Here is a 19,323-nt window from a genome sequence, read left to right as displayed (position 1 = left end):
CTCATTTATCTACCGTAAAGGTATGAAATGCCATCAAACCTCATGGAGTAATCGATGAGCGTCCTCAGGACCTACGCCCGCCTCTGGGTGGACGACCTGGATCAGGCCCTGCCCGTCCTGCGGCAGTTGGTCGGTGCGGAGCCGGACATCTATTTCGCGTTCGACAACGTCAAGGCCGCCGCTGTCGGGCACTTCCTGGTCATCGACGTGCCGGCGGAGGAACGGGCCAAGTATCCGGCCTCCGCGACTGTGGTCGTCTCCGACCTTGACGAGACCTCCCGGCTGGTCGTGGCGGGCGGGGCCTGGATCACCGTTCCCGAGACCACGACCGAGACCGGAAGATTCCTCTACGCCCGGCACGCGGACGGCGCCGAGATCGAGTACGTGGAATGGATGCCCGATCTCGTCCAGCGCATCGTGGGAGACCGTCACCTGCCCCCGGCGGTGTGACTTCCTTCCTCTCGCGGCCGGAGGCGGACGACAACCGACTGGGCGGGGCCTGCGCGATCCGGCTCGGGGGTGGCCATCTTCGTGCACGGCCGTGTCGGCTCAGGGTTTCCGTACCTTGGCGTAGTGGCGGGCGGCCCGTGCGCGGTTGCCGCAGCCGGGCGAGCACCACTCCCGCCGTGGTGTGTCGCGGACGAAGTGCAGCACGCATCCAGGTCCCTGGCAGGCGCATACCTCGAGGCGCAGCGGCCCGGCGAACAGGTGCATCGCCTCTTCGGCGATCATGGCGAGAACGGCCGCGACGGGCCGGCCCGCCGTGCCCACCGTGACGAGCGGTTCGGGGGCGATGCGCAGTTCGTGCCAGCGCGGGGTCTTCCGGGCATGACGGTTGAGCGTCTCGACCGCGCCGGGGTCGGCGCTCTGACCTGCCGCGGCCGCGACCGCGAGTAGCCGGATGGCGTCGCGGAGTTCCCTGCCGGAGACCGCGTCGTCGTCGGTCACGGCGAGCAGGTCGGCGTCCGTGAGGCGAAGCTCCAGGCGTGTTCGCACGTCGCGCAGCCAGGCGGCGAGGTGCTCGGCGGTCTGCAGGCCATCCCGGGGGCGGCCTCGCACCGCGTATGCGGTATTGCCGAGTTCGAGCGGCAACGGCTCCCCCAGGATGGGGGCTCCGCCATCGATGAGGTCTGCCACATCCACTTTTCTAATGGTACTCGGCTATTGACTCCATGAGAAGTGTGGCATTATCTAGCGGTATGGAGGCGCATCAACCGTTAGAAGATGTGAAGGCGGTGGTGCCTGCCTCGCGACGATCACTTGAATCCCCGGAGGTTTCCCCATGGGTATCGCTAGCTTGCACACCGGCCATGTCGGGTTGAACGTGACCGATCTGGCTCGTTCGATCACCTTCTACCGGCAGGTCTTCGGTTTCGAGATCATCGGACAGCAGAGCGACGGCGACCGTAAGTTCGCCTTCCTCGGTGTGGCAGGTACGCCGACGGTCACGTTGTGGGAGCAGAGCGGTGGCACGTTCGCCACCGGCCGGCCCGGACTTCATCACCTGGCCTTCCAGGTCCCCGACCTGGAAGCGGTGCATCGGGCCGAGGCCACACTGCGCGAGATCGGCGCTGAACTGATCTACGACGGCATCGTCGCGCACGGCGAAGCCGCGACCTCGGGTGGAGTGTTCTTCACCGATCCGGACGGCATCCGTCTGGAGATCTTTGCCCCGGCCGCGACAGGGCTCGCGCCCGCGCCCACACAGGGCGCGCCGACCTGCGGTTTCTTCTAACAATCCGCTCGCCGGGCCGGGCCGCGCCGCGTGGTCCGGCCGTCCGTAAGGAGTTCCCATGTTCCATCCAGGCGAACGCGCGGTGCAGCGCCGTGCCGGCGTCACGATCGGGGGCCACGGGTCGGCCGGTGTGGGCACGGTCATTCCGCCGGTGGCCGCCGAGTTCCTCAATCTGCAGCGCATGTTGGTGATCGCTGCCGCCGTCGACGACGGCACCGTATGGGCCAGTGTGCTCACAGGCCCGCCCGGTTTCATCACCACACCCGACGACCGCACCATCGTCGCCGACCGGTTGCCCGGTGCGGGCGATCCGCTCGCCGGGCGGTTCACCACCGAAGCGGACATCGGCATGCTCGCCATCGAGCAGGCCAGTCGCAGGCGGATGCGGGTCAACGGCAGAGCGCACACAGACGGTGACCGGCTTTGGATCCATACCGAGCAGGTGTACTCGAACTGCCCGAAGTACATCCAGACGCGCACGGTCATGGAGACCGACGCCCGAACGGCGAACACGTCGACATATGTCACCCGCGAGCCGACCCCGGCCCATCGGCGATGGATCAGCTCCGCCGACACGTTCTTCGTCGCCACTCTTGCCGCAGGCCTGGGCGCCGACGCCTCACACCGCGGTGGAAACCCCGGGTTCGTCACGATGACCGGCGACCGGCGGCTGACGTGGCCGGACTACACCGGCAACTCGATGTACATGACCCTGGGCAACCTCGAACTCGACCCACGCTGCGGCCTGCTCTTCCTCGACTGGGAGAACGGTCACACGCTGCACCTGACCGGCCGCGCCCGTACCGACTGGGACCAGGACAGGGCGGCGGCGACACCCGGTGCGCACCGGCTCATCGACTTCGACATCGACCAGGTGGTCCATATCACCGGAGCCCTCCCGGAGCGCTGGTCGTTCGGCGGATACTCCCGGTTCAACCCCGCCGTAAAGCTGGAATCCCACCTCGCTGGAAAGGAATCATGATGCGCGTCCGTGTGGACATGACACTGTGCGAGACGCACGCCCAATGCGTGTTCGCCGCGCCGGAGGTGTTCACCCTCAATGAGGACGACGAACTCGTGTACGACGCCACACCTGACGATGCCATGAGTCCCGCGGTCGAACAGGCCGCCCGTGCGTGTCCCGTCCAGGCCATCACCGTGGACTGGGTCTGATCGACGCGACACCTCCCCGCCTGTCGTCAGGGCCTTGGGTCCTCGCGATGAGCGCACTGCCGGCACCCGGTTCCGCCTCACCTACCGCGTGGTGACAGGCCGGTGCTCCACCTTGCATTTCGACACGCCCGCGTCCGAACGCTCGCAAACGACGAAGGCCGCGGTTTCCGGTGCGCCTGCCTCTTCGCCGCTGACAGGGGTGGCCTCAGCGGGCCGGGCCCTCCACGGCATGGTGGCCGTACCGGCCAGCAACCCCTCGATCGTTTGGATCTCCGTGTTCCGCGGCTCCGGGTGATGTTCGTATCCGGCGCTGCCCAGCGCGAGGGCGACGGCCAGGCCGAGCAGATTGATCTCGTTGGGTTGATCCGGGACTGTGGAATCGCCGGTGGGTTCGAGGCGTATCCCCTCGCCGCCTGATTCGACGATCCGCGCTGTGTACGTGCGCACCATGGGTCCGGCCTTCCTGTCGTCGATCGGCGGCACAGATGTCCGGCTGGGGGATGCCTCCTTGGGTGTCACCGTTCCTCTACTCGACGATTATCGCGTCCTCGAATCAGGAACCGGCCGCGCCACCCGCCGGGGCTGAGCAGGATGACGATCTTCTTCAGGCGAACGGCCCCGCATGCGCGGGCGACCGATGCCGGTGATAACCCGGCGCCGGCCCGGCACCGGCCCCGCTACCTGCCCAGGCGTACGGCCGACGAGCCGTACGCCTGGGTGCAGCGAAGATCACGGTCGAGTCATCTCAACCGCAGTGACTCCAGGCGATCCCACCGGTGTTGGTGTCGGACAGGTATGCGCTGTCCTTCCAGAATCCGCGGGTCCATGCGCTGACACTCACGCAGTGCCCACGCGCGGGGAGGTAGACCGGGCCCGCGAAAGAACGGTAGAGGGTGCTCGAATCCGTGGCGCTCTGGCCGTTGTCGACCCGCAAGGTGATGCCCATGCCTTCAGCTGCGATGAAATCCACATCGCGCCGCAGAATCGCACAGTTCTTGCCGGTGGCGCTGCTGTAGTAAAGGAAGATGATTCCGGCTCCGGTCGCGGCGGCGCTGGCTGTGCTCGTCGGAGTCGCCTCCTGCAAGGTGTAGCCGGATCCGCAGGTGCCGACCATGTAGGTGTTCGCGCTGGCGGGGGATGCGAGGGTCGCGGTGGCGGCGATGACGCCCGCCACGGCAACGGTACGAAGTGCGTTTCGGTTCACCATATGTCCTTTCGGAAGCAAGATCGAATCATATGGGGCACTCCGTTAATGATCAAAGTCCCGCGAAACATGGAACGACGGCACTCCTGTGAGGGCCGCGTCACCCATACGAGCGCAGGCACGACGAACGGGCCTCCGGAGCGACTGCCGGAGGCCCGTCGGCCGGATCATCGGAAGCGGCGCAGGCGGAGGCTGTTGCTCACCACGAACACACTGGAGAACGCCATGGCCCCACCGGCGATCATGGGGTTGAGCAACCCGAGTGCGGCCAGCGGCAGGGCGGCCACGTTGTAGGCGAAGGCCCAGAAGAGGTTGCCCTTGATCGTGCGGAGCGTCCGTCGCGACAGCCGGATCGCGTCGGCGGCGACGCGCAGGTCACCGCGGACCAGCGTCAGGTCGGCGGCCTCGATGGCCACATCGGTCCCGGTGCCCATGGCCAGGCCGAGGTCGGCCTGGGCGAGCGCGGCCGCGTCGTTGACGCCGTCGCCGACCATCGCCACGACCTTCCCTTCGGCCTGGAGTCGCTTGACGACGTCGACCTTGTCGGCGGGCAGCACCTCTGCGGTGACCTCGCCGATGCCGACCTCGGCGGCGACCGACCGGGCGACGGTCTCGTTGTCGCCGGTCAGCAGCACCGGGGTCAGGCCGAGCGCACGCAACCGGGAGACGGCCTCGGCCGAGGTGGTTTTGACGACGTCGGCGACCGCGAGGACCGCGCGCGCCTTGCCGTCCCAGCCGACGGCGACAGCAGTACGGCCGGCGTCCTGCGCGGCGTGCAGCGCCCGCTCCAGGTCGTGAGGGAGATGCTGGGACCACTCGGCGAGCAGTCGGGGCCGCCCGACGAGTACGGCGTGGCCGTCCACGACGCCCTGCACGCCCAGGCCCTCGACGTTGGCGAAGTCTTCGGGGACGGGCAGTTCACCGACCTGTTCGACGGCGCCTCGGGCGATCGCCTGGGCGATCGGGTGCTCGGAGGCGTGTTCCAGCGCCCCGGCCAGGCGCAGGACCTCGTCGCGGTTCTCGCCCTCACGGGTGACGACTTGGACCAGGGTCATCCTGCCCTCGGTGACCGTGCCGGTCTTGTCCAGGACGACGGTGTCGATCCCATGGGTGGACTCCAGCGCCTCGGGCCCCTTGATGAGGATGCCGAGCTGGGCGCCCCTGCCGGTGCCGACCAGCAGAGCGGTCGGGGTGGCCAGGCCGAGCGCGCAGGGGCAGGCGATGATGAGCACGGCGACCGCCGCGGTGAAGGCCGCCCCCGCGCCCGCGCCGGTTCCGAGCCAGAAGCCCAGTGTGCCGACGGCCAGCGCGATCACGGTCGGCACGAAGACCGCCGAGATCTTGTCGGCGAGCCGCTGGACCTGGGCCTTGCCGGTCTGCGCCTCCTCCACGAGCCGGGCCATCTGGGCGAGCCGGGTGTCGGCGCCCACTCTGGTGGCGCGGACGACCAGCCGGCCGCCCGCGTTCACGGTCGCGCCGGTGACGGCGTCACCCGGCCGGACCTCGACGGGGACGGACTCGCCGGTCAGCAGGCTCGCGTCGACGGCCGAGGTGCCCTCTTCGATCACACCGTCGGTGGCGATCTTCTCGCCTGGCCGTACGACGAAGAGGTCCGCGACGGCCAGCCGGCCGACGCGGATGCGCTCCTCTACGCCATCGCGGAGCACTGTGACGTCCTTGGCGCCCATCTCCAATAACGCCCGTAACGCGGCGCCCGCGCGGCGCTTGGATCGGGTCTCGAAGTAGCGCCCCGCCAGGATGAAGGCCGTCACGCCCGCGGCGGCCTCGAGGTAGATGTCGCCCGACCCGTCGCCGCGCGCGATGGTGAAGTCGAACCCGTGGGTCATGCCGGGGGTGCCCGCCGTACCGAAAAACAGCGCCCACAACGACCAGCCGAACGCGGCGATCGTGCCCAGCGACACCAGGGTGTCCATGGTCGCCGCGCCGTGCCGCAGGTTGGTCCACGCGGCCTTGTGGAACGGAAGTCCGGCGTAGACCACGATCGGCGCGGCGAGCGTCAGCGACAGCCACTGCCAGTACGTGAACTGCAGCGCCGGGATCATCGCCATCGCGATCACGGGAACGGCCAGCACCACCGAGGTGATCAGCCGCGTCCGCAGCGGCCGGAGCTCGTCATCGGGCTCCCGCCCCGCGTCGTCAGGCTCCGGCGCGGACGGGTCGGGCAGCTTGGCGGTGTATCCGGCCTTCTCGACCTCGGCGACCAGTTGCCGCGGGTCGAGCTCCTCGGGGAAGGTCACCTTGGCCTTCTCCGTGGCGTAGTTGACCGACGCGGTCACGCCCTCCAGCTTGTTGAGCTTGCGCTCGATCCTGGTGGCGCAGGACGCGCAGGTCATGCCGCCGATCGAGAGTTCGACCGCACCGCCGGCGGCCTGCGGCCTGTCATGCGTGGTGGAGGTCATCACCTCTCCTTTCCGCGTACCCGGGCGTCAGTGGCCGGAGTGCTCGTGGTCGGATTCGACCGGTGTCGTGCCGGTAGGCGGCTGGACGGCCTGGAGGGCGAAGGCCGCGGTGTGGACGGTTCCTGCGTGCTGGAAGTCGAGGAAGAGCCCGTACGTGCCGCCGCTCGGCACCTCTGCGTAGAAGGTGATCGCCGGCCCAGGCGGGGTCTCGCCGTCACCGGGGGTGCCCTCGGGGTGCACGTGCAGGTACGCCAGGTCGCCCGCGCGCAGCGCCACCAGGTGACCATAGGCGCCCAGGTAGGGCTCCAGGTCGGTGACGGGCGTGCCGTCTTTGCTCACCTTCAGCGTGAGCCTGCTGGCCGTACCCGGAGTCAGAACGCCGTCGAGTTCGACGGTGTAGCCGTCGACAGTGGCCGTACGGGCGAAGGGCGGCAGCATATGCGGGGTGTAGTCGCCCGCGGCGTAGAGATCGGTGCCGAGGGTGAGCCCTTCGCGTCCTGGGGGGGTGAAGTCGGCGAAACCGCGATAGGTTCCCGCCTCGGGCAGCGACAGGGGGACCGACCAGACTCCGTCGCCGGTCTCGGTGGGATGGAGGTGCTGGAAGCCGCTCAGGTCGCGGTTCACCACGATGAAGTGCAGCCTCTTGCCGTGTGCGACCTGGAAGCCGGTCACCGGCCTGCCGTCGGGTCCTGTCACGGTGAACCGGAAGTCCGTGCGCTCACCAGGCGTGATCGAGGTGGCCTCCGGGGTCAGGGTGTAACCGTCCTGGGACGTCTGCAGCCCCCCTGGAACGGGCTCCGTGGTCTGACGGTCGGGGGAGGAGGTCACATGAGCGCCGTGGCCCGTGTGCGCCGGCGCCGGGCCGACCGCGCCCACCGCGTTGCCGATGCCGAGGGCCGAAATGAAGATCACCGCGAGGCCGAGACCGTACACGCTCAGCTTGATCGGGGCGTTCACGACGGATCCGCCACTTCATATCCGGCTTCGGCGACGGCGGTCCTGATCTGCGCCGCGTCGAGCGGGGAGTCGCTCTCCACTGTCATGAGGCCTGTGGCGAGATCGACCTGGACGCCGGCGACGCCGGGAACCTCTCCGACCTCTTCTTTGACCGAGCTGACACAGTGGCCGCAGGTCATGCCTTTGACGGTGAAGGTGGCGGTGGTCATCACGAGAACTCCTGCTCTATGTCGATCAAGAACGGACGAGGCGGGCGATGGCGTCGGAGGCTTCCTTGACCTTGGCGTCGGCCTCGGCCCCGCCCTTGGCGACGGCATCGGCGACGCAGTGCGCCAAGTGCGCCTCGAGCAACTCCAGCGCGAAGGCCTGAAGCGCCCTGTTGGCGGCCGATACCTGGGTGAGGACGTCGATGCAGTACTTGTCCTCGTCGACCATCCGTTCCAGGCCGCGGACCTGGCCCTCGATGCGCCGCAGCCGCCTGAGATGGTCTTCTTTGCTTCCCGTGTATCCGGCCATTTCTCCACCTGGAAATCAGTTTGCCCGATTATGGAACACCATACCCCCGCAGGGTATTCCGATGGCAGGGGACGTCCTGGATGACCGTTGGCCGCCTTCAGTAGAAGAAGATCATTGGGAACGACGAGCCGAAGGCCGTCTCACCCCGAGCAGAGCTGGGATTCCAGAGTGTCGTACGACCAGTGCTCCCACTTGTCGGGCGACCACCCGCGGTCGCGGACGAACAGCAGATAGAGCTCGGGGCTGAGCAGGCCGAACAGCAGGTCGGCGGCGTGCTCGGCCGTCACCCCCTGGTGGATCCCCGGCTTGGTCGTCAGAGACCGGGCGGCCGCCGCGTGGACGGTGAACCTCGGGTCGGCGTCCTGGTCCCAGAGCTCGGCGATGCCGGGGTCGGCCGAGGCGGCGGCGCGCAACATCTCGATGATCGGAGCCACTCGCTCCAGGATCCCTCGCGTGCCCTGAACATGGAGTCGCAACTGCGCTCCGGCGGTCTCCGCGGCGAGGGCCTCTTGGAACCACGGCCGATCCATCGTCGCGATCGGCTCGTGGTCTCCCGCAATCGACACGTCGATCAGCTCTTTGAGCAGCACGCGCTTGTTGCCGAACGTGAAGTAGATCGTCTGGACGGCGACGCCGGCTCGGTCGGCGATCTCCTGAAGCGTCGTCGCGCCGTAGCCGTGCTGGACGAACAGCTCGCTCGCGGCCTCCAGCATGCGCCGGCGCGTCTCCTTCGCCTTTCGAGCCCGCTTGTCCTCGCCCTTGACCTGACCCATGGCTGTAGCTTATCTCTAGATATTGACACTAGAGTTCAGCTCTAGCGAGAGTGTGCGAAACGCAGGAGGAGGACCCATGCAGGCAATCGCCAACACCCGGCACGCGGAAGCGTGGAACGGTTGGGAAGGCGTCCATTGGGCGCGGAATCCCGCCCGCTACAACGCGATAGTCGCCGCCTTCACCGACGACTTCTTCCACGTCGCTGCGATCCACGAGGATGACCGCGTCCTCGACGTCGGCTGCGGGACGGGCCAGATCACGCTGCTGGCGGCACGGCAGGCGTCCCGAGGGCGCGTCCTCGGCGTCGACATCTCGGCGCCGATGCTTGAGCGCGCCCGCGCCGACGCGGCGGAGCAGGGCGTCCCCAACGTCAGGTTCGAGCAGGGAGACGCCCAGGTCCACGACTTTCCCGACGGTGGCTTCGACGTCGCGATCAGCCGTGGCGGCGTCATGTTCTTCGGCGACCTGGTGGCCGGCTTCGCCAACATCCAGCGAGGGCTGCGGCCAGGTGGGCGACTCGTGTTCATGGGCCCGCAGGGCGGCGCCCCCGACAGCGACTACGCCCGTGCCACCGCGGCGCTGAAGCCGCTGATGCGTGGACCGTCGCCCGCGGCGCGGGGGATGGGATCCCTGGTCGACTCGGCCCGCATCCACGAGGTGCTCGGTGCGGCCGGGTTCGCCGACGTGAGTGTCACTCCGGTCGAGGCGCTGATGGATTACGGCCGCGACGCCGCCGACGCGGCGGAGTTCATCCTCAGCCAGGGGCCGGTCCGCTTCAACCTGGAAGGGGTCGACCGGTCTGTCGTCGCACGGGCGAGGGAGGAACTGCGGGCGGGGCTCGGGCCGTACGAGACCTCAGAGGGGGTCCGGATTCCCGGCGCCGTCTGGCTGGTGAGCGCCGTCCGCCCCTGAGTCTCCGGGCCTGGGCCGGTCAGAGCGGCTCGGTCAGCTGACCCTGGACGTGTGCCCGGACGATGCCCGCCATGTCCGTCACACAGTCGTCCAGCAACCACTGCACCTGCAGGCCGTCCATGAGGGCGACGAGCTGCCGCCCCGCCATGCCCGGATCGATGCCGGGCCGCAGGATCCCCTCGTCACGGGCCCGCGTGTAGGCCAGCTCGAAGGTGGCGACAGATGTCCGGTAGCGCTCGACGAAGTAGTCGTGGGCGGGATGCGTGGCAGATGTCGCCTCGGCGGACAGCACGGCGAACAACTCGACGATGCCCCGGCGTGCGGCGTTCATCGAGACGAGGCCGACCAGCCGGCGCAGCGACTCCATGCCGGTGGCGCCGTCGATCGACAACCACTGCCCGTCCACCTCGTCGCGGTGCTCGAGCACGGCGAGCAGGAGCGACTCCTTCGTCGGGAAGTGATGCAGCAGGCCGGGATGCGAGATCCCGCAGCGGGCCGCGATCTCGCGCAGGGAGGCGCCGCGGTAACCGACCTCGCCGAACAGCGTCACGGCGCGGTCGATGATCTCGCGTCGTTTGGCGCGGCCCTTCTCGTAACCATGCTGAGCCCCGGTGGCCACTGTCTCCACTCTTCCGGCGTCAGATACCTACCACTTGGTCGGTATTGAGCTTACAGTTCTCTGGGGCGGCCGATATGGGCCGATCGGACGCGGGGGTCTCCTGTTGGCACGCTACGAGCAGCGCACCGTGCGGCGGGCCCGATACGCGGTTGCCGCCGTGTTCTGTGTCCACGGCTCGGTGACCGGGTCCTTCGCGACCCGGGTTCCGTGGATTCAGGAACATGCCGCGGTCAGCGCGGGCCAGTTGGGGATCGCCCTGGCCTTCCCGGCGATCGGCGCCGCGTTGACGATGCCTCTCGCCGCCCGGCTGAGCCACCGCTTCGGGGCCCGTGCCGCACTCCGCGGTCTCCTCACCCTGTGGACGCTGGCCCTGATCCCGCCGTCTCTGGCGCCGAACATGCCGACGTTGTGCATGGCGTTGTTCGTCTTCGGAGCGAGCGCGGGGATGTGCGATGTGGCGATGAACGCGCTGGGCGTCGACGTCGAGAGGCGGCTCGACAAGTCGATCATGTCCGGGCTGCACGGCATGTGGAGCGTCGGCGCGTTGATCGGCTCCGCGGTGGGCACGCTCGCCGCGCACCTCGAGGTGAGCGCCCAACTGCACCACGCCGCGGCGGCCGGCACCCTCATGGTCGTCGGACTCGTGGCGTGCCACTACGTGCTCGACCTGCGGCCGGATCAGGACGAGGAGCCGCCTCCGCGGTTCGCGCTGCCGCCCAAGTCGGCGCTGCTCATCGGTGCGGTCGCGTTCTGCGCCACCTTCGGTGAGGGAGCGAGCCTGGACTGGTCCGCGGTGTACCTGCGAGACGTCCTGACGGCCTCGGCGGGCGTGGCGGCCGCGACGACCACGGGCTTCACGCTCACCATGGCCGTGGCCAGGATCGCCGGCGACGCCCTGGTGGACCGGTTCGGAGCGGTGCGGACCGTACGGGCCAGCGGTGTCATCGCCGCCGCGGGTGGCCTGCTGGTGATGACCGCCTGGCATCCGCTGGTCGCGATGGCCGGCTTCGCGTTGCTGGGCGTCGGCATCGCGGTCGTCGTGCCGCTGGCGTTCGCCGCGGCAGGACGAAAGGGCCCGAACCCGAGCCAGGCCATCGCGGGCGTCGCCACCGTCACCTACACCTCGGGACTCGTCGCCCCCTTCGCCATCGGCACGATCGCCGACGCGACCAGCCTCGTGGTGTCCTTCGGAGTGGTGACGGCGCTCGCATGCGGGCTCGCCGTGTTCGCGGGCGTGCTCCGCACGGGCGATCGGCGGGCCGCCGGCGTCACCCGGGCGGAGGCCGCATCCGACGTCACGTCCTGAAGGGCGCGGACGCCACCGCCCGCACCTTCGCGTCAGGAGCCCTCGATCGTCTCCGGAAGGCAGACGGTCAGCGCACCCGGGACGGCCTTGGCCTTGAGCCGAGTGGTGGCCTCGCGTTCGCCGCCGTCGAGTTCGTACATCAGGGGTGAGCCGAACCGGGCGGAGACGGTCCTGGCACGGGTGATCCGGACGAACGGGGACTCCTCGGAGCGTCCTGTCGCCATCTTCCCGAGCACCCGGGCCCACTGCACCGGTCCCTTGGCCGTGGAGACGCCCACCTCCAGCCAGCCGTCGTCGGGCCGGGCATCGTCGAACGCCTCGATGCCGCCGGCGATCGTGCCGACGTTGCCCAGCAGCAGGCAACTCGCCTCCCCGTCGAACCAGGTCACCCCATCGACCTTGATCTTCATCGGCACGAGCGGGCCGCCGACGTGCCGGACGGCCGCCTTGACATAGCTCAGCCTCCCGAGCCGCCTCTTGGCCTGCCCGTCGGCGTCGGCGATCATCTCGGCTTCGAATCCGGCACCGGCCATCACAGCGAAATGCTCGCCGTTCAGCAGCCCGAGGTCCAGCTTCTCCCGACGGCCGTGGAAGCCGATGTGCACCGCCTCCTCAAGGTCGGCGGGGATGCCGAGGTTGCCCGCGAACAGGTTCGCGGTCCCCGCGGGGAGGATCGCCATCGGCACACCGGAGGTGGCCATCGCGTCGGCGCACCGCTGGACCATGCCGTCGCCACCCCAGACGAACACCAGGTCGGCGCCGCGCCTGAGCGCGTCGCGGACCTTCTTGCGCGCCTTTCTGCTCTTGGGCACCTCGTACCAGAGCAGGTCGCCGACGTCCTGCTCGCTGACCAGCACGCGCAGCCTGTCCAGGCCGGCGCCGAGGGTCTTCTTGCGGTGCGCGACAACCGCCACGGTGGGGGACATGCTTCCCGGCTACCCTCGACGACGGCTTTCAAAGATGATCCACACCAGTGAGCAGAACAGGAGTCAGCGCCTTCTGCCCGGGTAGCCGTGCGATCAAGCGCCACTCCGATCGCGAAGGAGCCGGACGGTGACACATCCGTGGTTGAAGGCGTACGCCGGGAGTGACCGCGCTCTGGGGTTGCGCCTGACGGTCGCCGGCCTCGCCGTGGCGCTCGCCATGGTCCCCTTCACCGTGTTGCTCGTCATCGCCAAGATGCCGGTCAACCGGCTGGACGCGGAGGTCGCCGAGGACCTGCACGTGTACGCGCTCGCCCACCCCGCAGTCACCAGGCTGCTCATCGTCTGGACCGACCTGTTCGGGCCGTGGCCCTGGCGCATCGCGGTCGCCGCGTTCGCCGTCCGGCTGGTGCACAAGGGCGCGCCCAGGCTGGCCGTATGGGCGCTCGCCACCGTGACCGTCGGCGGGCTGCTCGGCCTCGCGCTCAAGGTCATCGTTGCCCGGGCCAGGCCGAACCTTCCGGATCCCGTCGCGTTGGCACCGGGTGAGTCGTTCCCGTCGGGCCACGCCGTCAACGTGACGCTGGGGGCGGGCGTCATCGTCCTGCTCGTCCTGCCCATGCTTTCCCGGTGGGGGCGGCGCGTCGCCTGGGCCCTCGCGTGCCTCCTGGTCCTGTCGGTCGGCTACACCAGGATCGCCCTCGGCGTGCATTGGGTCAGTGACGTGATCGCCGGGATCGCGCTCGGCACAGCCGTGGTCGCCGCCACCGCGGCGGCATTCGAGACGTGGCGGCGAGAGCAGGGCCGCAGGCCGGCCGCGCCGCTGAGCGAGGGAATGGAGCCGGGCCGGTGAAGATGCCCACAGCCATGACCGGGCACGTGCGGTACTACGCGTTGTCGATCGTCGTGCCGCTGCTCCTGCTGGCCGCGGCGACATACGGCGTGGGCGAGCTGATCCTCAGGTGGCCGACCGGTGAGGCGGCCGTTAACAGGGGCCTGGCCGCCGACCGCACCTCGCTGTTGAACACGCTCACGGACTACGGCACCAGCCTGTCGGACATGCCGTACATCGTGGCGCTCACCGTGGTGGGCGTGATCGTGTTCAGGCTCGTTCACAAACGCTGGCGCGAATCGGTCTTCCTCATGGCGTCCGTCTGGGGTCAGTCGCTCGTCTTCCTCGCCACCACCGAACTCGTCGGCCGGCACCGGCCGCCGGTGCGGCACCTCGACCCCGCCCCGCCCACCTCCAGCTTCCCCTCGGGGCACGTCAGCGCCGCCGTCGGGTTCTACTGCGCGATCGCGCTCATCCTGACCTCGCACATCCGCGACAGGGCGTCGCGGGTGGCGATCTGGGCGGTGGCCGTCGCCGTCCCGCTCATCGTCGGCTTCTCTCGCCTGTACCGGGGCATGCACTTCCCCACCGACGTCATCTGGGGCCTGTTGCTCGGCGTCTGCTGTGTCACGGTCGCCGCGCGTGCGATCCTCTACCGGCGCGAGGAGCGGCGCCCGCAACTCCAGGAGGCGGAGCGTGATCCGCACCGTGTGCCTCGGTGAGCCCCGTGGCCGGTGTCTCGGTAAGCCCTGCGTCTCACCCGTGTGCGGCGGCCGGCGATGGGCGAAGGGACGGCGGGCCGGTCGATTCGCGGACCACCAGCCGTCCCGGATGGCGGATGACGCCGGTCGTGCGGTGTCCGTCCAGGGCCGCGGACAGATGCTCCACCGCGATGGCGCCCAACTGCTCCAGATTCAGGTCGATGGTGGTCAGCGGCGGACGGCAGTCGGCCGCCAGCGTCTCCCAGTTGTCGTAGCCCACCACCGCGACGTCGTCGGGGATGCGCCGCCCGAGGTTCGTCAGCGTCTCGCAGGCGCCGTCGGCGATCTGGTCGTTGCCGCAGAAGATCGCGTCCAGGTCGGGGTCCGCGGTGAGCAGCATGTGCGCCGCATGCCGGCCCCAGCGGCGTGACCATTCGCCGTGGAAGGGTTCGCCACCGGCCAGGTCCAGACCGGAGTCGTGCAGCACCCGGCGCAGCGCGGCCGCCCGGTCACGCGCGGCACGGTACAACTCTGGGCCGGTGATGTGCCCGACATGACGCCTTTGTAGCGATATGAGGTGCTCGGCGGCGAGGCGTGCGCCTCCCTCGTCGTCGGCGAGGATCGACAGATCCCCGGGGTCGCTGGATTCCCCGTACACGTACACCACCGGCACCGGGATGTCGCGGGTCAGCGACGGGCGCAGGTCGTTGCTCTCGCCGAGGATGATGAAGCCGTCGACCTGCCTGGCCACCAGGGTGCGGATGTAGTGCTGGCGGCGGATGGAGTCGCCGCGCGCGTCGCAGAGCACCACCGACATCTCCTCGTTGCCCAGGGCGTTCTCCACTCCGAGCAGCACCGGCATGGAGAAGCGCCCGCCGAGTTCGTCGGTGAGCAGTCCGATGGTGCGGGTGCGGCCGCCGATCAGCCCGCGGGCGAGCGGGTTGGGATGGAAGGCCAACTCCGCGGCGGCATGGCGTACCCGTGAGCGGGTGGCGTCCGCGACCTCGGGCCGTCCGTTGAGCGCCTTGGACGCCGTCGCGACGGAAACCCCGGCCAGTTTGGCCACGTCGGCCAGGGTCACCAGTTCGGAACGACGTCGGCCCACCGAAAACCTTTCGAAAGCGTTTCGAGATGCCGACAAAGTCGGGAGGGGCGCGTGTCCTGAGCTTATGTCGAAGATCCGTCCGATACAACACCTCGTCGCCGGGCTCTCGTTATCGAAATTTAACGTTGCCGAAAACCTTTTCGGAGCCGATCGTGAACGGAAGCGGCGCATCCCGGGCGCGTCGGCACGGACCCTCGCTACTTCGCACCCCCCCGCCAGTCCCACCCCGAAGGAGGTGACGCGATGCTGGTGTACGCCCGCTCCAGGTCGAGATCATTGGTCATGGTGGCCATACTCTGCCTTGTCGCCAGCGCGCTCGTGGCCCCAGGACGGCAAGCGTCCGCGGCCCAGACCATCGGATACCCGACCTTCAGCGGCCCCGCCGTACCCGCGCCGCCGGTCGCCTACAACACCGGCAACATGATGCAGGCCGTCTACGACTCGGAGAGCTCAGGCACCAACTTCTGGATCGACCGGCTGCTCAGCCGCTCCGGCAGCGATCCGTCCGACGCCGACGGCGGCATCCTGATGACACGCGGCCGGGCGCTGTTCATGAAGACCCACAACCCCGGGACGCTCGGCTTCGCCGGCAACGTGGCCTACATCGAGAGCATCAGCAACCAGAGCGCGTTCACCGTGGCCATCACGCCCGGCACCTTCACCGAGCAGGTCTCCCAGCGCTGGCAGGCGCCGAGCTACTTCAAGAGCGTGCACACCAGCGGCTCGGTCCGCGTCGAGCAGACCAAGTTCATCACCCAGAACAACGTCGCGGTGGCGAACTTCTCGATCACCAACTCGGGCACCTCCGCGACCACCCTGCAGCTGCGGGCGACCTCGCCGTACGCGACCTCGGGCAGCGGCAACGAGCTGACCGGCAGTCGCAGCGCGTTCAACAACCTCACCACCTTGTCCCCGCGTCTGTCGGGCGACGGGTTCACCGTCACCAGCGGGGGACTCAACCGCTCGGTCACCGTCGGCGCGGGCGCCACCGTCACCGCCAAGGTCGTGATGGGCTTCGTCACCAACGAGATCCCCGAGTCGCTGACCGAGTACAACGCGTACAAGGGCTACACCAACGCCACCGCGTTCGCCACGCACGTGCGGGCCTACAATCTGTGGTGGGCGCAGAACATCCCGTACTTCGACTCGCCTGAGCCGGCCATCAAGAAGAACTACTACTACCGGTGGTGGCTGATGAGGTTCAACAACCTCGACGCCAACCTGCCCGGCCAGACCTACCAGTTCCCCACCTCGGTCGAGGGCGCGCTCGGGTACAACAACGCCATCGTGCTCACCCAGCCGATGCACATCGACGATCTCAAGTACCTCCGCACCCCGCTGTACGCCTACGGCGACTGGCTCTCGGTCGGTCAGGTCTCCAAGGGCGGCAGGTTCCTCGACAACCCCGGGGATCCGGCCAACTGGTCCAACAGCTACACGCAGTACATCGGTGAGGCGGCCTGGCGCAGCTACCAGATCCACGGCGGTCAGCCCGGCATCGCGGCCAACCTCGCCAAGTACGCGGAAGGCGACGCGAAGGGCCAGCTCAGCTTCTACGACCATGACAACAACGGCCTGATCGAGTACGACTGGGGCGCGCTGACCGGCAACGACGCCGACGCCGTCTCCTTCCACTGGCGCAGCGGCAACCTCGATCGCACCGAGTCCGCGTACGTCTACAGCGGGGCCCTCGCCGCGGCGCAGGCGTACGACGCGATCGGCAACACCACCAAGGCGGCCGAGATGCGCACGCTCGCCACCCGCGTGCAGAACGCGGTCGTCAACGTGCTGTGGAACCCGACCGCGCGCGTGCTGCAACACCGCCACGTGTCCACCAACACCCTGGACCCGTGGAAGGAGATCAACAACTTCTATCCGTACGCCGTGGGGCTGATGCCCAACACCGCGACCTACCGCGAGGCGCTGCGGCTGTTCACCGACCCGGCCGAATACCCGGTCTTCCCGTTCTACACCGCCAACCAGAAGGACAAGGCGGCGGCCGCAGCGGCCGGCAACCCGGGCAGCAACAACTTCTCCACGATCAACTCCACCGTGCAGTTCCGGCTCTTCTCGTCCGCTCTGCGCAACTACCCCAGCTCCTACATCACCACCACCGACTACAAGAAGCTGCTCTACTGGAACACCTGGGCCCAGTACGTCGGGGGCAACACCCAGTGGCCCGACGCCAACGAGTTCTGGGCCAACTGGAACGGCTCGTCCATCACCTACCGCTCGTGGATCCACCACAACATCCTCGGCAGCAGCAACTGGACGCTGATCGAGGACGTCGCCGGGCTGCGGCCCCGCAACGACAACAAGGTGGAGCTGTCGCCGATCAACATCGGATGGGCCAACTTCGCCGTCAACAACATCCGCTACCGCAACGCCGACCTGTCCATCGTCTGGGACGACCCGGCGGACGGCGTCGTCAAGTACCCCGGTGTGCCCCAGGGGTACTCCATCTACATCAACGGCACCCGCGCCGCGACGGTGAACCAGCTCGTGCCCTTCGTGTGGAACCCCGACACCGGCGCGGTCACCTTCAGCGGCACCACAGGGACCGTGGCCTTCAGCACCGCGATCGCCGGTCTCCGGTCGCCGCAGCAGGTCGTCCAGTCCGACGCGCGCGTCGTCGACGAGCTCGCCAAGGCAGGAGTCGACCTCACCGCCAACCTGACCAACCTCGCCCAGGGCGCCACCGTGTCGGCCTCCTACACCGGTGGCGGCACCAGCACCGGCGGCGCGGTGGACGGCTACCCCGTCAACGAGCCCTACTGGGGTGCGGGCGGCTCGCCCAACGCCCAGGACTGGTACGAGGTGAACTTCGGCAGCGCCAAGACCCTCGACGAGGTCCGGCTCTACTTCAAGGACAGCCGTCCGGCGAGCGCCACCTACCGTCCGCCGTCCGCCTACCAGATCCAGTACCTCAACGGCAGCACCTGGACCAACGCCGCGGCCCAGGTCAAGACACCGAGCACACCGCAGGGCAACTACAACGTGGTCCAGTTCACGCCGGTCAGCGCGCAGCGGGTGCGGGTGCTGATGACCAACGCCTCCGGTGCGAAGTCGGGTCTCACCGAAATCAAGATCTACAACCGCTGAGGTAACGGCGGTCCGCTCCCGTGGCGGAGGAGGTCACCCCTCCTCCGCCACTCCACTCCGCGTGCGGCCCGAGCCCTATCTGTCGGGCCCGCCGTCCCGCACCCACGCGTAGGTGCTCGCGACGCCCTCGGACAGTGAGGTGGCCGCCTTCCAGCCCAGCTGACCGGCGGCGCGTGCCACATCGAGCGCGCTGCGCCGGAGCTCCCCGGGCCGCGCGGGCCCGAACTCCGGCTCGATGCTCCGGCCCGTGACCTGGCCGATGACGTCGGCCAGGGTGAGGATGCTGGTCTCGATGCCGGTGCCGACGTTCCACACCCCCGCGGCGGAGGAGCCGGCCGCGGCGAGGAAGGCCGCGGCGACGTCGCCGACGTAGACGTAGTCCCGTGTCTGGGTGCCGTCGCCGTAGATGACGGGCCGCTCCTCCCGCATGGCCTTGCCGCAGAAGATGGCGACCACTCCCGCCTCCCCGGCCGGGTCCTGGCGCGGGCCGTAGACGTTGCCGAGCCGCAAAACCGAGTGGGCGGTCCCGTGGAGGCGGTTGGACAGGCCGATGTACTGCTCGGCGCAGTATTTGGCCGTGCCGTACGGCGCCTCGGGCTCGGGCCGCTGATCCTCGTCCGAGGGGATCACCGCGTCCTTGCCGTACAGGGCGCCGCCGGTCGAGGCGAACAGCACCCGGGCCCCGGCGGCGCGCGCCGCCTCCAGCACGTTGATGGTGCCGATGACGTTGGTCTGGGCGTCGCCCGCCGGATCGGCCACCGAGGCCCGCACGTCGATCTGCGCCGCGAGGTGGCAGATCAGCTGGGGCCGGACCTGGGCGATGACCGCCGCCATCGCGCCGGGGTCGGCGACGGAGGCCCTGTGCGCCGCCACCCGGGGATCCAACCGGGTCAGCCTGCCGGAGGACAGGTCGTCGAGCACGGCGACCTCGTCACCCCTGGCCAGGAAGGCGTCGGTCAGGTGGGAGCCGATGAACCCGGCTCCGCCGGTCACAAGTATGCGCATGAGTAGGGAGCCTAAGGGCAGGCAAGATCTCCGTCCTGT

Annotated in this window: 21 protein-coding genes; 9 read left to right on the top strand and 12 right to left on the bottom strand. The window is 68.9% G+C overall.

Annotation, left to right across the window (positions count from 1 at the left end):
* Positions 1 to 54: 54 nt before the first annotated feature.
* Positions 55 to 450 carry a VOC family protein gene (locus tag Pmi06nite_RS19485; protein WP_203954464.1) on the top strand — a complete coding sequence of 132 codons (396 nt, stop codon included), beginning with the start codon at positions 55 to 57 and terminating at the stop codon, positions 448 to 450.
* Positions 451 to 549: 99 nt separating this feature from the next.
* Here the strand turns inward: Pmi06nite_RS19485 and Pmi06nite_RS19480 are convergent, their stop codons facing one another.
* Positions 550 to 1,143 (bottom strand): CGNR zinc finger domain-containing protein, encoded by a 594-nt coding sequence (locus tag Pmi06nite_RS19480; RefSeq protein WP_239114026.1) that lies wholly within the window; start codon positions 1,141 to 1,143, stop codon positions 550 to 552.
* A gap of 139 nt (positions 1,144 to 1,282) precedes the next feature.
* Here Pmi06nite_RS19480 and Pmi06nite_RS19475 point away from each other — a divergent pair, with 139 nt between their 5' ends.
* Genes Pmi06nite_RS19475 through Pmi06nite_RS19465 form a run of 3 tightly spaced genes read left to right on the top strand, consistent with a single transcriptional unit; the run spans position 1,283 to position 2,908 of the window.
* Entirely contained in the window at positions 1,283 to 1,735 is a 453-nt protein-coding gene (locus Pmi06nite_RS19475; protein ID WP_203954463.1) for a VOC family protein, read from the top strand.
* Positions 1,736 to 1,793: 58 nt separating this feature from the next.
* On the top strand, positions 1,794 to 2,717 hold the full coding sequence (locus Pmi06nite_RS19470; protein WP_203954462.1) for a pyridoxamine 5'-phosphate oxidase family protein: 924 nt from the start codon (positions 1,794 to 1,796) through the stop codon (positions 2,715 to 2,717).
* Positions 2,714 to 2,908, top strand: coding sequence for a ferredoxin (locus Pmi06nite_RS19465; RefSeq protein ID WP_308442510.1), 195 nt, complete (start codon positions 2,714 to 2,716; stop codon positions 2,906 to 2,908). Before Pmi06nite_RS19470 ends, Pmi06nite_RS19465 begins: the two co-directional genes overlap by 4 nt.
* Before the next feature lie 81 nt (positions 2,909 to 2,989).
* On the opposite strand, the gene Pmi06nite_RS19460 is transcribed toward Pmi06nite_RS19465, so the two are convergent.
* The 7 genes from Pmi06nite_RS19460 to Pmi06nite_RS19430 all read right to left on the bottom strand — a co-directional run bounded on the left by Pmi06nite_RS19460 (position 2,990) and on the right by Pmi06nite_RS19430 (position 8,778).
* A complete protein-coding gene (locus Pmi06nite_RS19460) occupies positions 2,990 to 3,391 on the bottom strand; it encodes a hypothetical protein (RefSeq protein ID WP_203954461.1) in 402 nt (133 codons plus the stop codon).
* 262 nt (positions 3,392 to 3,653) lie between these two features.
* Positions 3,654 to 4,115: a hypothetical protein gene (locus Pmi06nite_RS19455; protein WP_203954460.1), complete on the bottom strand. Its 462-nt coding sequence runs from the start codon at positions 4,113 to 4,115 to the stop codon at positions 3,654 to 3,656.
* A gap of 164 nt (positions 4,116 to 4,279) precedes the next feature.
* Positions 4,280 to 6,532, bottom strand: a complete 2,253-nt coding sequence (locus Pmi06nite_RS19450) for a heavy metal translocating P-type ATPase (RefSeq protein ID WP_203954459.1) — start codon at positions 6,530 to 6,532, stop codon at positions 4,280 to 4,282.
* Between the two features lie 27 nt (positions 6,533 to 6,559).
* A complete protein-coding gene (locus tag Pmi06nite_RS19445; RefSeq protein WP_203954458.1) occupies positions 6,560 to 7,489 on the bottom strand; it encodes a DUF8832 domain-containing protein in 930 nt (309 codons plus the stop codon).
* Positions 7,486 to 7,698: a heavy-metal-associated domain-containing protein gene (locus tag Pmi06nite_RS19440; RefSeq protein WP_203954457.1), complete on the bottom strand. Its 213-nt coding sequence runs from the start codon at positions 7,696 to 7,698 to the stop codon at positions 7,486 to 7,488. Before Pmi06nite_RS19440 ends, Pmi06nite_RS19445 begins: the two co-directional genes overlap by 4 nt.
* A 25-nt stretch (positions 7,699 to 7,723) precedes the next feature.
* A complete protein-coding gene (locus tag Pmi06nite_RS19435; protein ID WP_203954456.1) occupies positions 7,724 to 8,005 on the bottom strand; it encodes a metal-sensitive transcriptional regulator in 282 nt (93 codons plus the stop codon).
* A gap of 140 nt (positions 8,006 to 8,145) precedes the next feature.
* A complete protein-coding gene (locus Pmi06nite_RS19430; protein ID WP_203954455.1) occupies positions 8,146 to 8,778 on the bottom strand; it encodes a TetR/AcrR family transcriptional regulator in 633 nt (210 codons plus the stop codon).
* Between the two features lie 76 nt (positions 8,779 to 8,854).
* On the opposite strand from Pmi06nite_RS19430, the gene Pmi06nite_RS19425 reads away from it, so the two are divergent.
* Positions 8,855 to 9,691 carry a class I SAM-dependent methyltransferase gene (locus Pmi06nite_RS19425; protein WP_203954454.1) on the top strand — a complete coding sequence of 279 codons (837 nt, stop codon included), beginning with the start codon at positions 8,855 to 8,857 and terminating at the stop codon, positions 9,689 to 9,691.
* A 19-nt stretch (positions 9,692 to 9,710) separates the two neighbouring features.
* Here Pmi06nite_RS19425 and Pmi06nite_RS19420 read toward each other — a convergent pair whose 3' ends face one another.
* Positions 9,711 to 10,310, bottom strand: a complete 600-nt coding sequence (locus Pmi06nite_RS19420; protein ID WP_203954453.1) for a TetR/AcrR family transcriptional regulator — start codon at positions 10,308 to 10,310, stop codon at positions 9,711 to 9,713.
* A gap of 103 nt (positions 10,311 to 10,413) precedes the next feature.
* On the opposite strand from Pmi06nite_RS19420, the gene Pmi06nite_RS19415 reads away from it, so the two are divergent.
* Positions 10,414 to 11,616 (top strand): MFS transporter, encoded by a 1,203-nt coding sequence (locus tag Pmi06nite_RS19415; RefSeq protein ID WP_203954452.1) that lies wholly within the window; start codon positions 10,414 to 10,416, stop codon positions 11,614 to 11,616.
* Positions 11,617 to 11,648: 32 nt separating this feature from the next.
* Here the strand turns inward: Pmi06nite_RS19415 and Pmi06nite_RS19410 are convergent, their stop codons facing one another.
* Positions 11,649 to 12,542 carry a diacylglycerol/lipid kinase family protein gene (locus Pmi06nite_RS19410; RefSeq protein WP_203954451.1) on the bottom strand — a complete coding sequence of 298 codons (894 nt, stop codon included), beginning with the start codon at positions 12,540 to 12,542 and terminating at the stop codon, positions 11,649 to 11,651.
* 127 nt (positions 12,543 to 12,669) lie between these two features.
* On the opposite strand from Pmi06nite_RS19410, the gene Pmi06nite_RS19405 reads away from it, so the two are divergent.
* Entirely contained in the window at positions 12,670 to 13,392 is a 723-nt protein-coding gene (locus Pmi06nite_RS19405) for a phosphatase PAP2 family protein (protein ID WP_239114025.1), read from the top strand.
* A gap of 2 nt (positions 13,393 to 13,394) precedes the next feature.
* Positions 13,395 to 14,093 (top strand): phosphatase PAP2 family protein, encoded by a 699-nt coding sequence (locus tag Pmi06nite_RS19400; RefSeq protein WP_239114035.1) that lies wholly within the window; start codon positions 13,395 to 13,397, stop codon positions 14,091 to 14,093.
* Between the two features lie 34 nt (positions 14,094 to 14,127).
* Here the strand turns inward: Pmi06nite_RS19400 and Pmi06nite_RS19395 are convergent, their stop codons facing one another.
* Positions 14,128 to 15,177, bottom strand: a complete 1,050-nt coding sequence (locus Pmi06nite_RS19395; protein WP_239114024.1) for a LacI family DNA-binding transcriptional regulator — start codon at positions 15,175 to 15,177, stop codon at positions 14,128 to 14,130.
* 243 nt (positions 15,178 to 15,420) lie between these two features.
* On the opposite strand from Pmi06nite_RS19395, the gene Pmi06nite_RS19390 reads away from it, so the two are divergent.
* Complete coding sequence (locus Pmi06nite_RS19390) at positions 15,421 to 18,279, top strand: discoidin domain-containing protein (protein WP_239114023.1); 2,859 nt, start codon at positions 15,421 to 15,423, stop codon at positions 18,277 to 18,279.
* Between the two features lie 75 nt (positions 18,280 to 18,354).
* Here Pmi06nite_RS19390 and Pmi06nite_RS19385 read toward each other — a convergent pair whose 3' ends face one another.
* Complete coding sequence (locus Pmi06nite_RS19385; protein WP_203954448.1) at positions 18,355 to 19,284, bottom strand: NAD-dependent epimerase/dehydratase family protein; 930 nt, start codon at positions 19,282 to 19,284, stop codon at positions 18,355 to 18,357.
* Positions 19,285 to 19,323: the final 39 nt, after the last annotated feature.

This window comes from Planotetraspora mira, assembly GCF_016863275.1.
GTDB lineage: Bacteria > Actinomycetota > Actinomycetes > Streptosporangiales > Streptosporangiaceae > Planotetraspora > Planotetraspora mira.
This window is presented reverse-complemented; position numbering and strand designations above follow the sequence as displayed.

Bases quoted from the DNA above. Each gene is read 5' to 3' on its own strand.
- Pmi06nite_RS19485 (WP_203954464.1), top strand. From the start codon at position 55: ATGAGCGTCCTCAGGACCTACGCCCGCCTCTGGGTGGACGACCTGGAT.
- Pmi06nite_RS19475 (WP_203954463.1), top strand. From the start codon at position 1,283: ATGGGTATCGCTAGCTTGCACACCGGCCATGTCGGGTTGAACGTGACC.
- Pmi06nite_RS19470 (WP_203954462.1), top strand. From the start codon at position 1,794: ATGTTCCATCCAGGCGAACGCGCGGTGCAGCGCCGTGCCGGCGTCACG.
- Pmi06nite_RS19465 (WP_308442510.1), top strand. From the start codon at position 2,714: ATGATGCGCGTCCGTGTGGACATGACACTGTGCGAGACGCACGCCCAA.
- Pmi06nite_RS19455 (WP_203954460.1), bottom strand. From the start codon at position 4,115: ATGGTGAACCGAAACGCACTTCGTACCGTTGCCGTGGCGGGCGTCATC.
- Pmi06nite_RS19450 (WP_203954459.1), bottom strand. From the start codon at position 6,532: ATGACCTCCACCACGCATGACAGGCCGCAGGCCGCCGGCGGTGCGGTC.
- Pmi06nite_RS19440 (WP_203954457.1), bottom strand. From the start codon at position 7,698: ATGACCACCGCCACCTTCACCGTCAAAGGCATGACCTGCGGCCACTGT.
- Pmi06nite_RS19435 (WP_203954456.1), bottom strand. From the start codon at position 8,005: ATGGCCGGATACACGGGAAGCAAAGAAGACCATCTCAGGCGGCTGCGG.
- Pmi06nite_RS19430 (WP_203954455.1), bottom strand. From the start codon at position 8,778: ATGGGTCAGGTCAAGGGCGAGGACAAGCGGGCTCGAAAGGCGAAGGAG.
- Pmi06nite_RS19425 (WP_203954454.1), top strand. From the start codon at position 8,855: ATGCAGGCAATCGCCAACACCCGGCACGCGGAAGCGTGGAACGGTTGG.
- Pmi06nite_RS19410 (WP_203954451.1), bottom strand. From the start codon at position 12,542: ATGTCCCCCACCGTGGCGGTTGTCGCGCACCGCAAGAAGACCCTCGGC.
- Pmi06nite_RS19400 (WP_239114035.1), top strand. From the start codon at position 13,395: ATGCCCACAGCCATGACCGGGCACGTGCGGTACTACGCGTTGTCGATC.
- Pmi06nite_RS19390 (WP_239114023.1), top strand. From the start codon at position 15,421: ATGCTGGTGTACGCCCGCTCCAGGTCGAGATCATTGGTCATGGTGGCC.
- Pmi06nite_RS19385 (WP_203954448.1), bottom strand. From the start codon at position 19,284: ATGCGCATACTTGTGACCGGCGGAGCCGGGTTCATCGGCTCCCACCTG.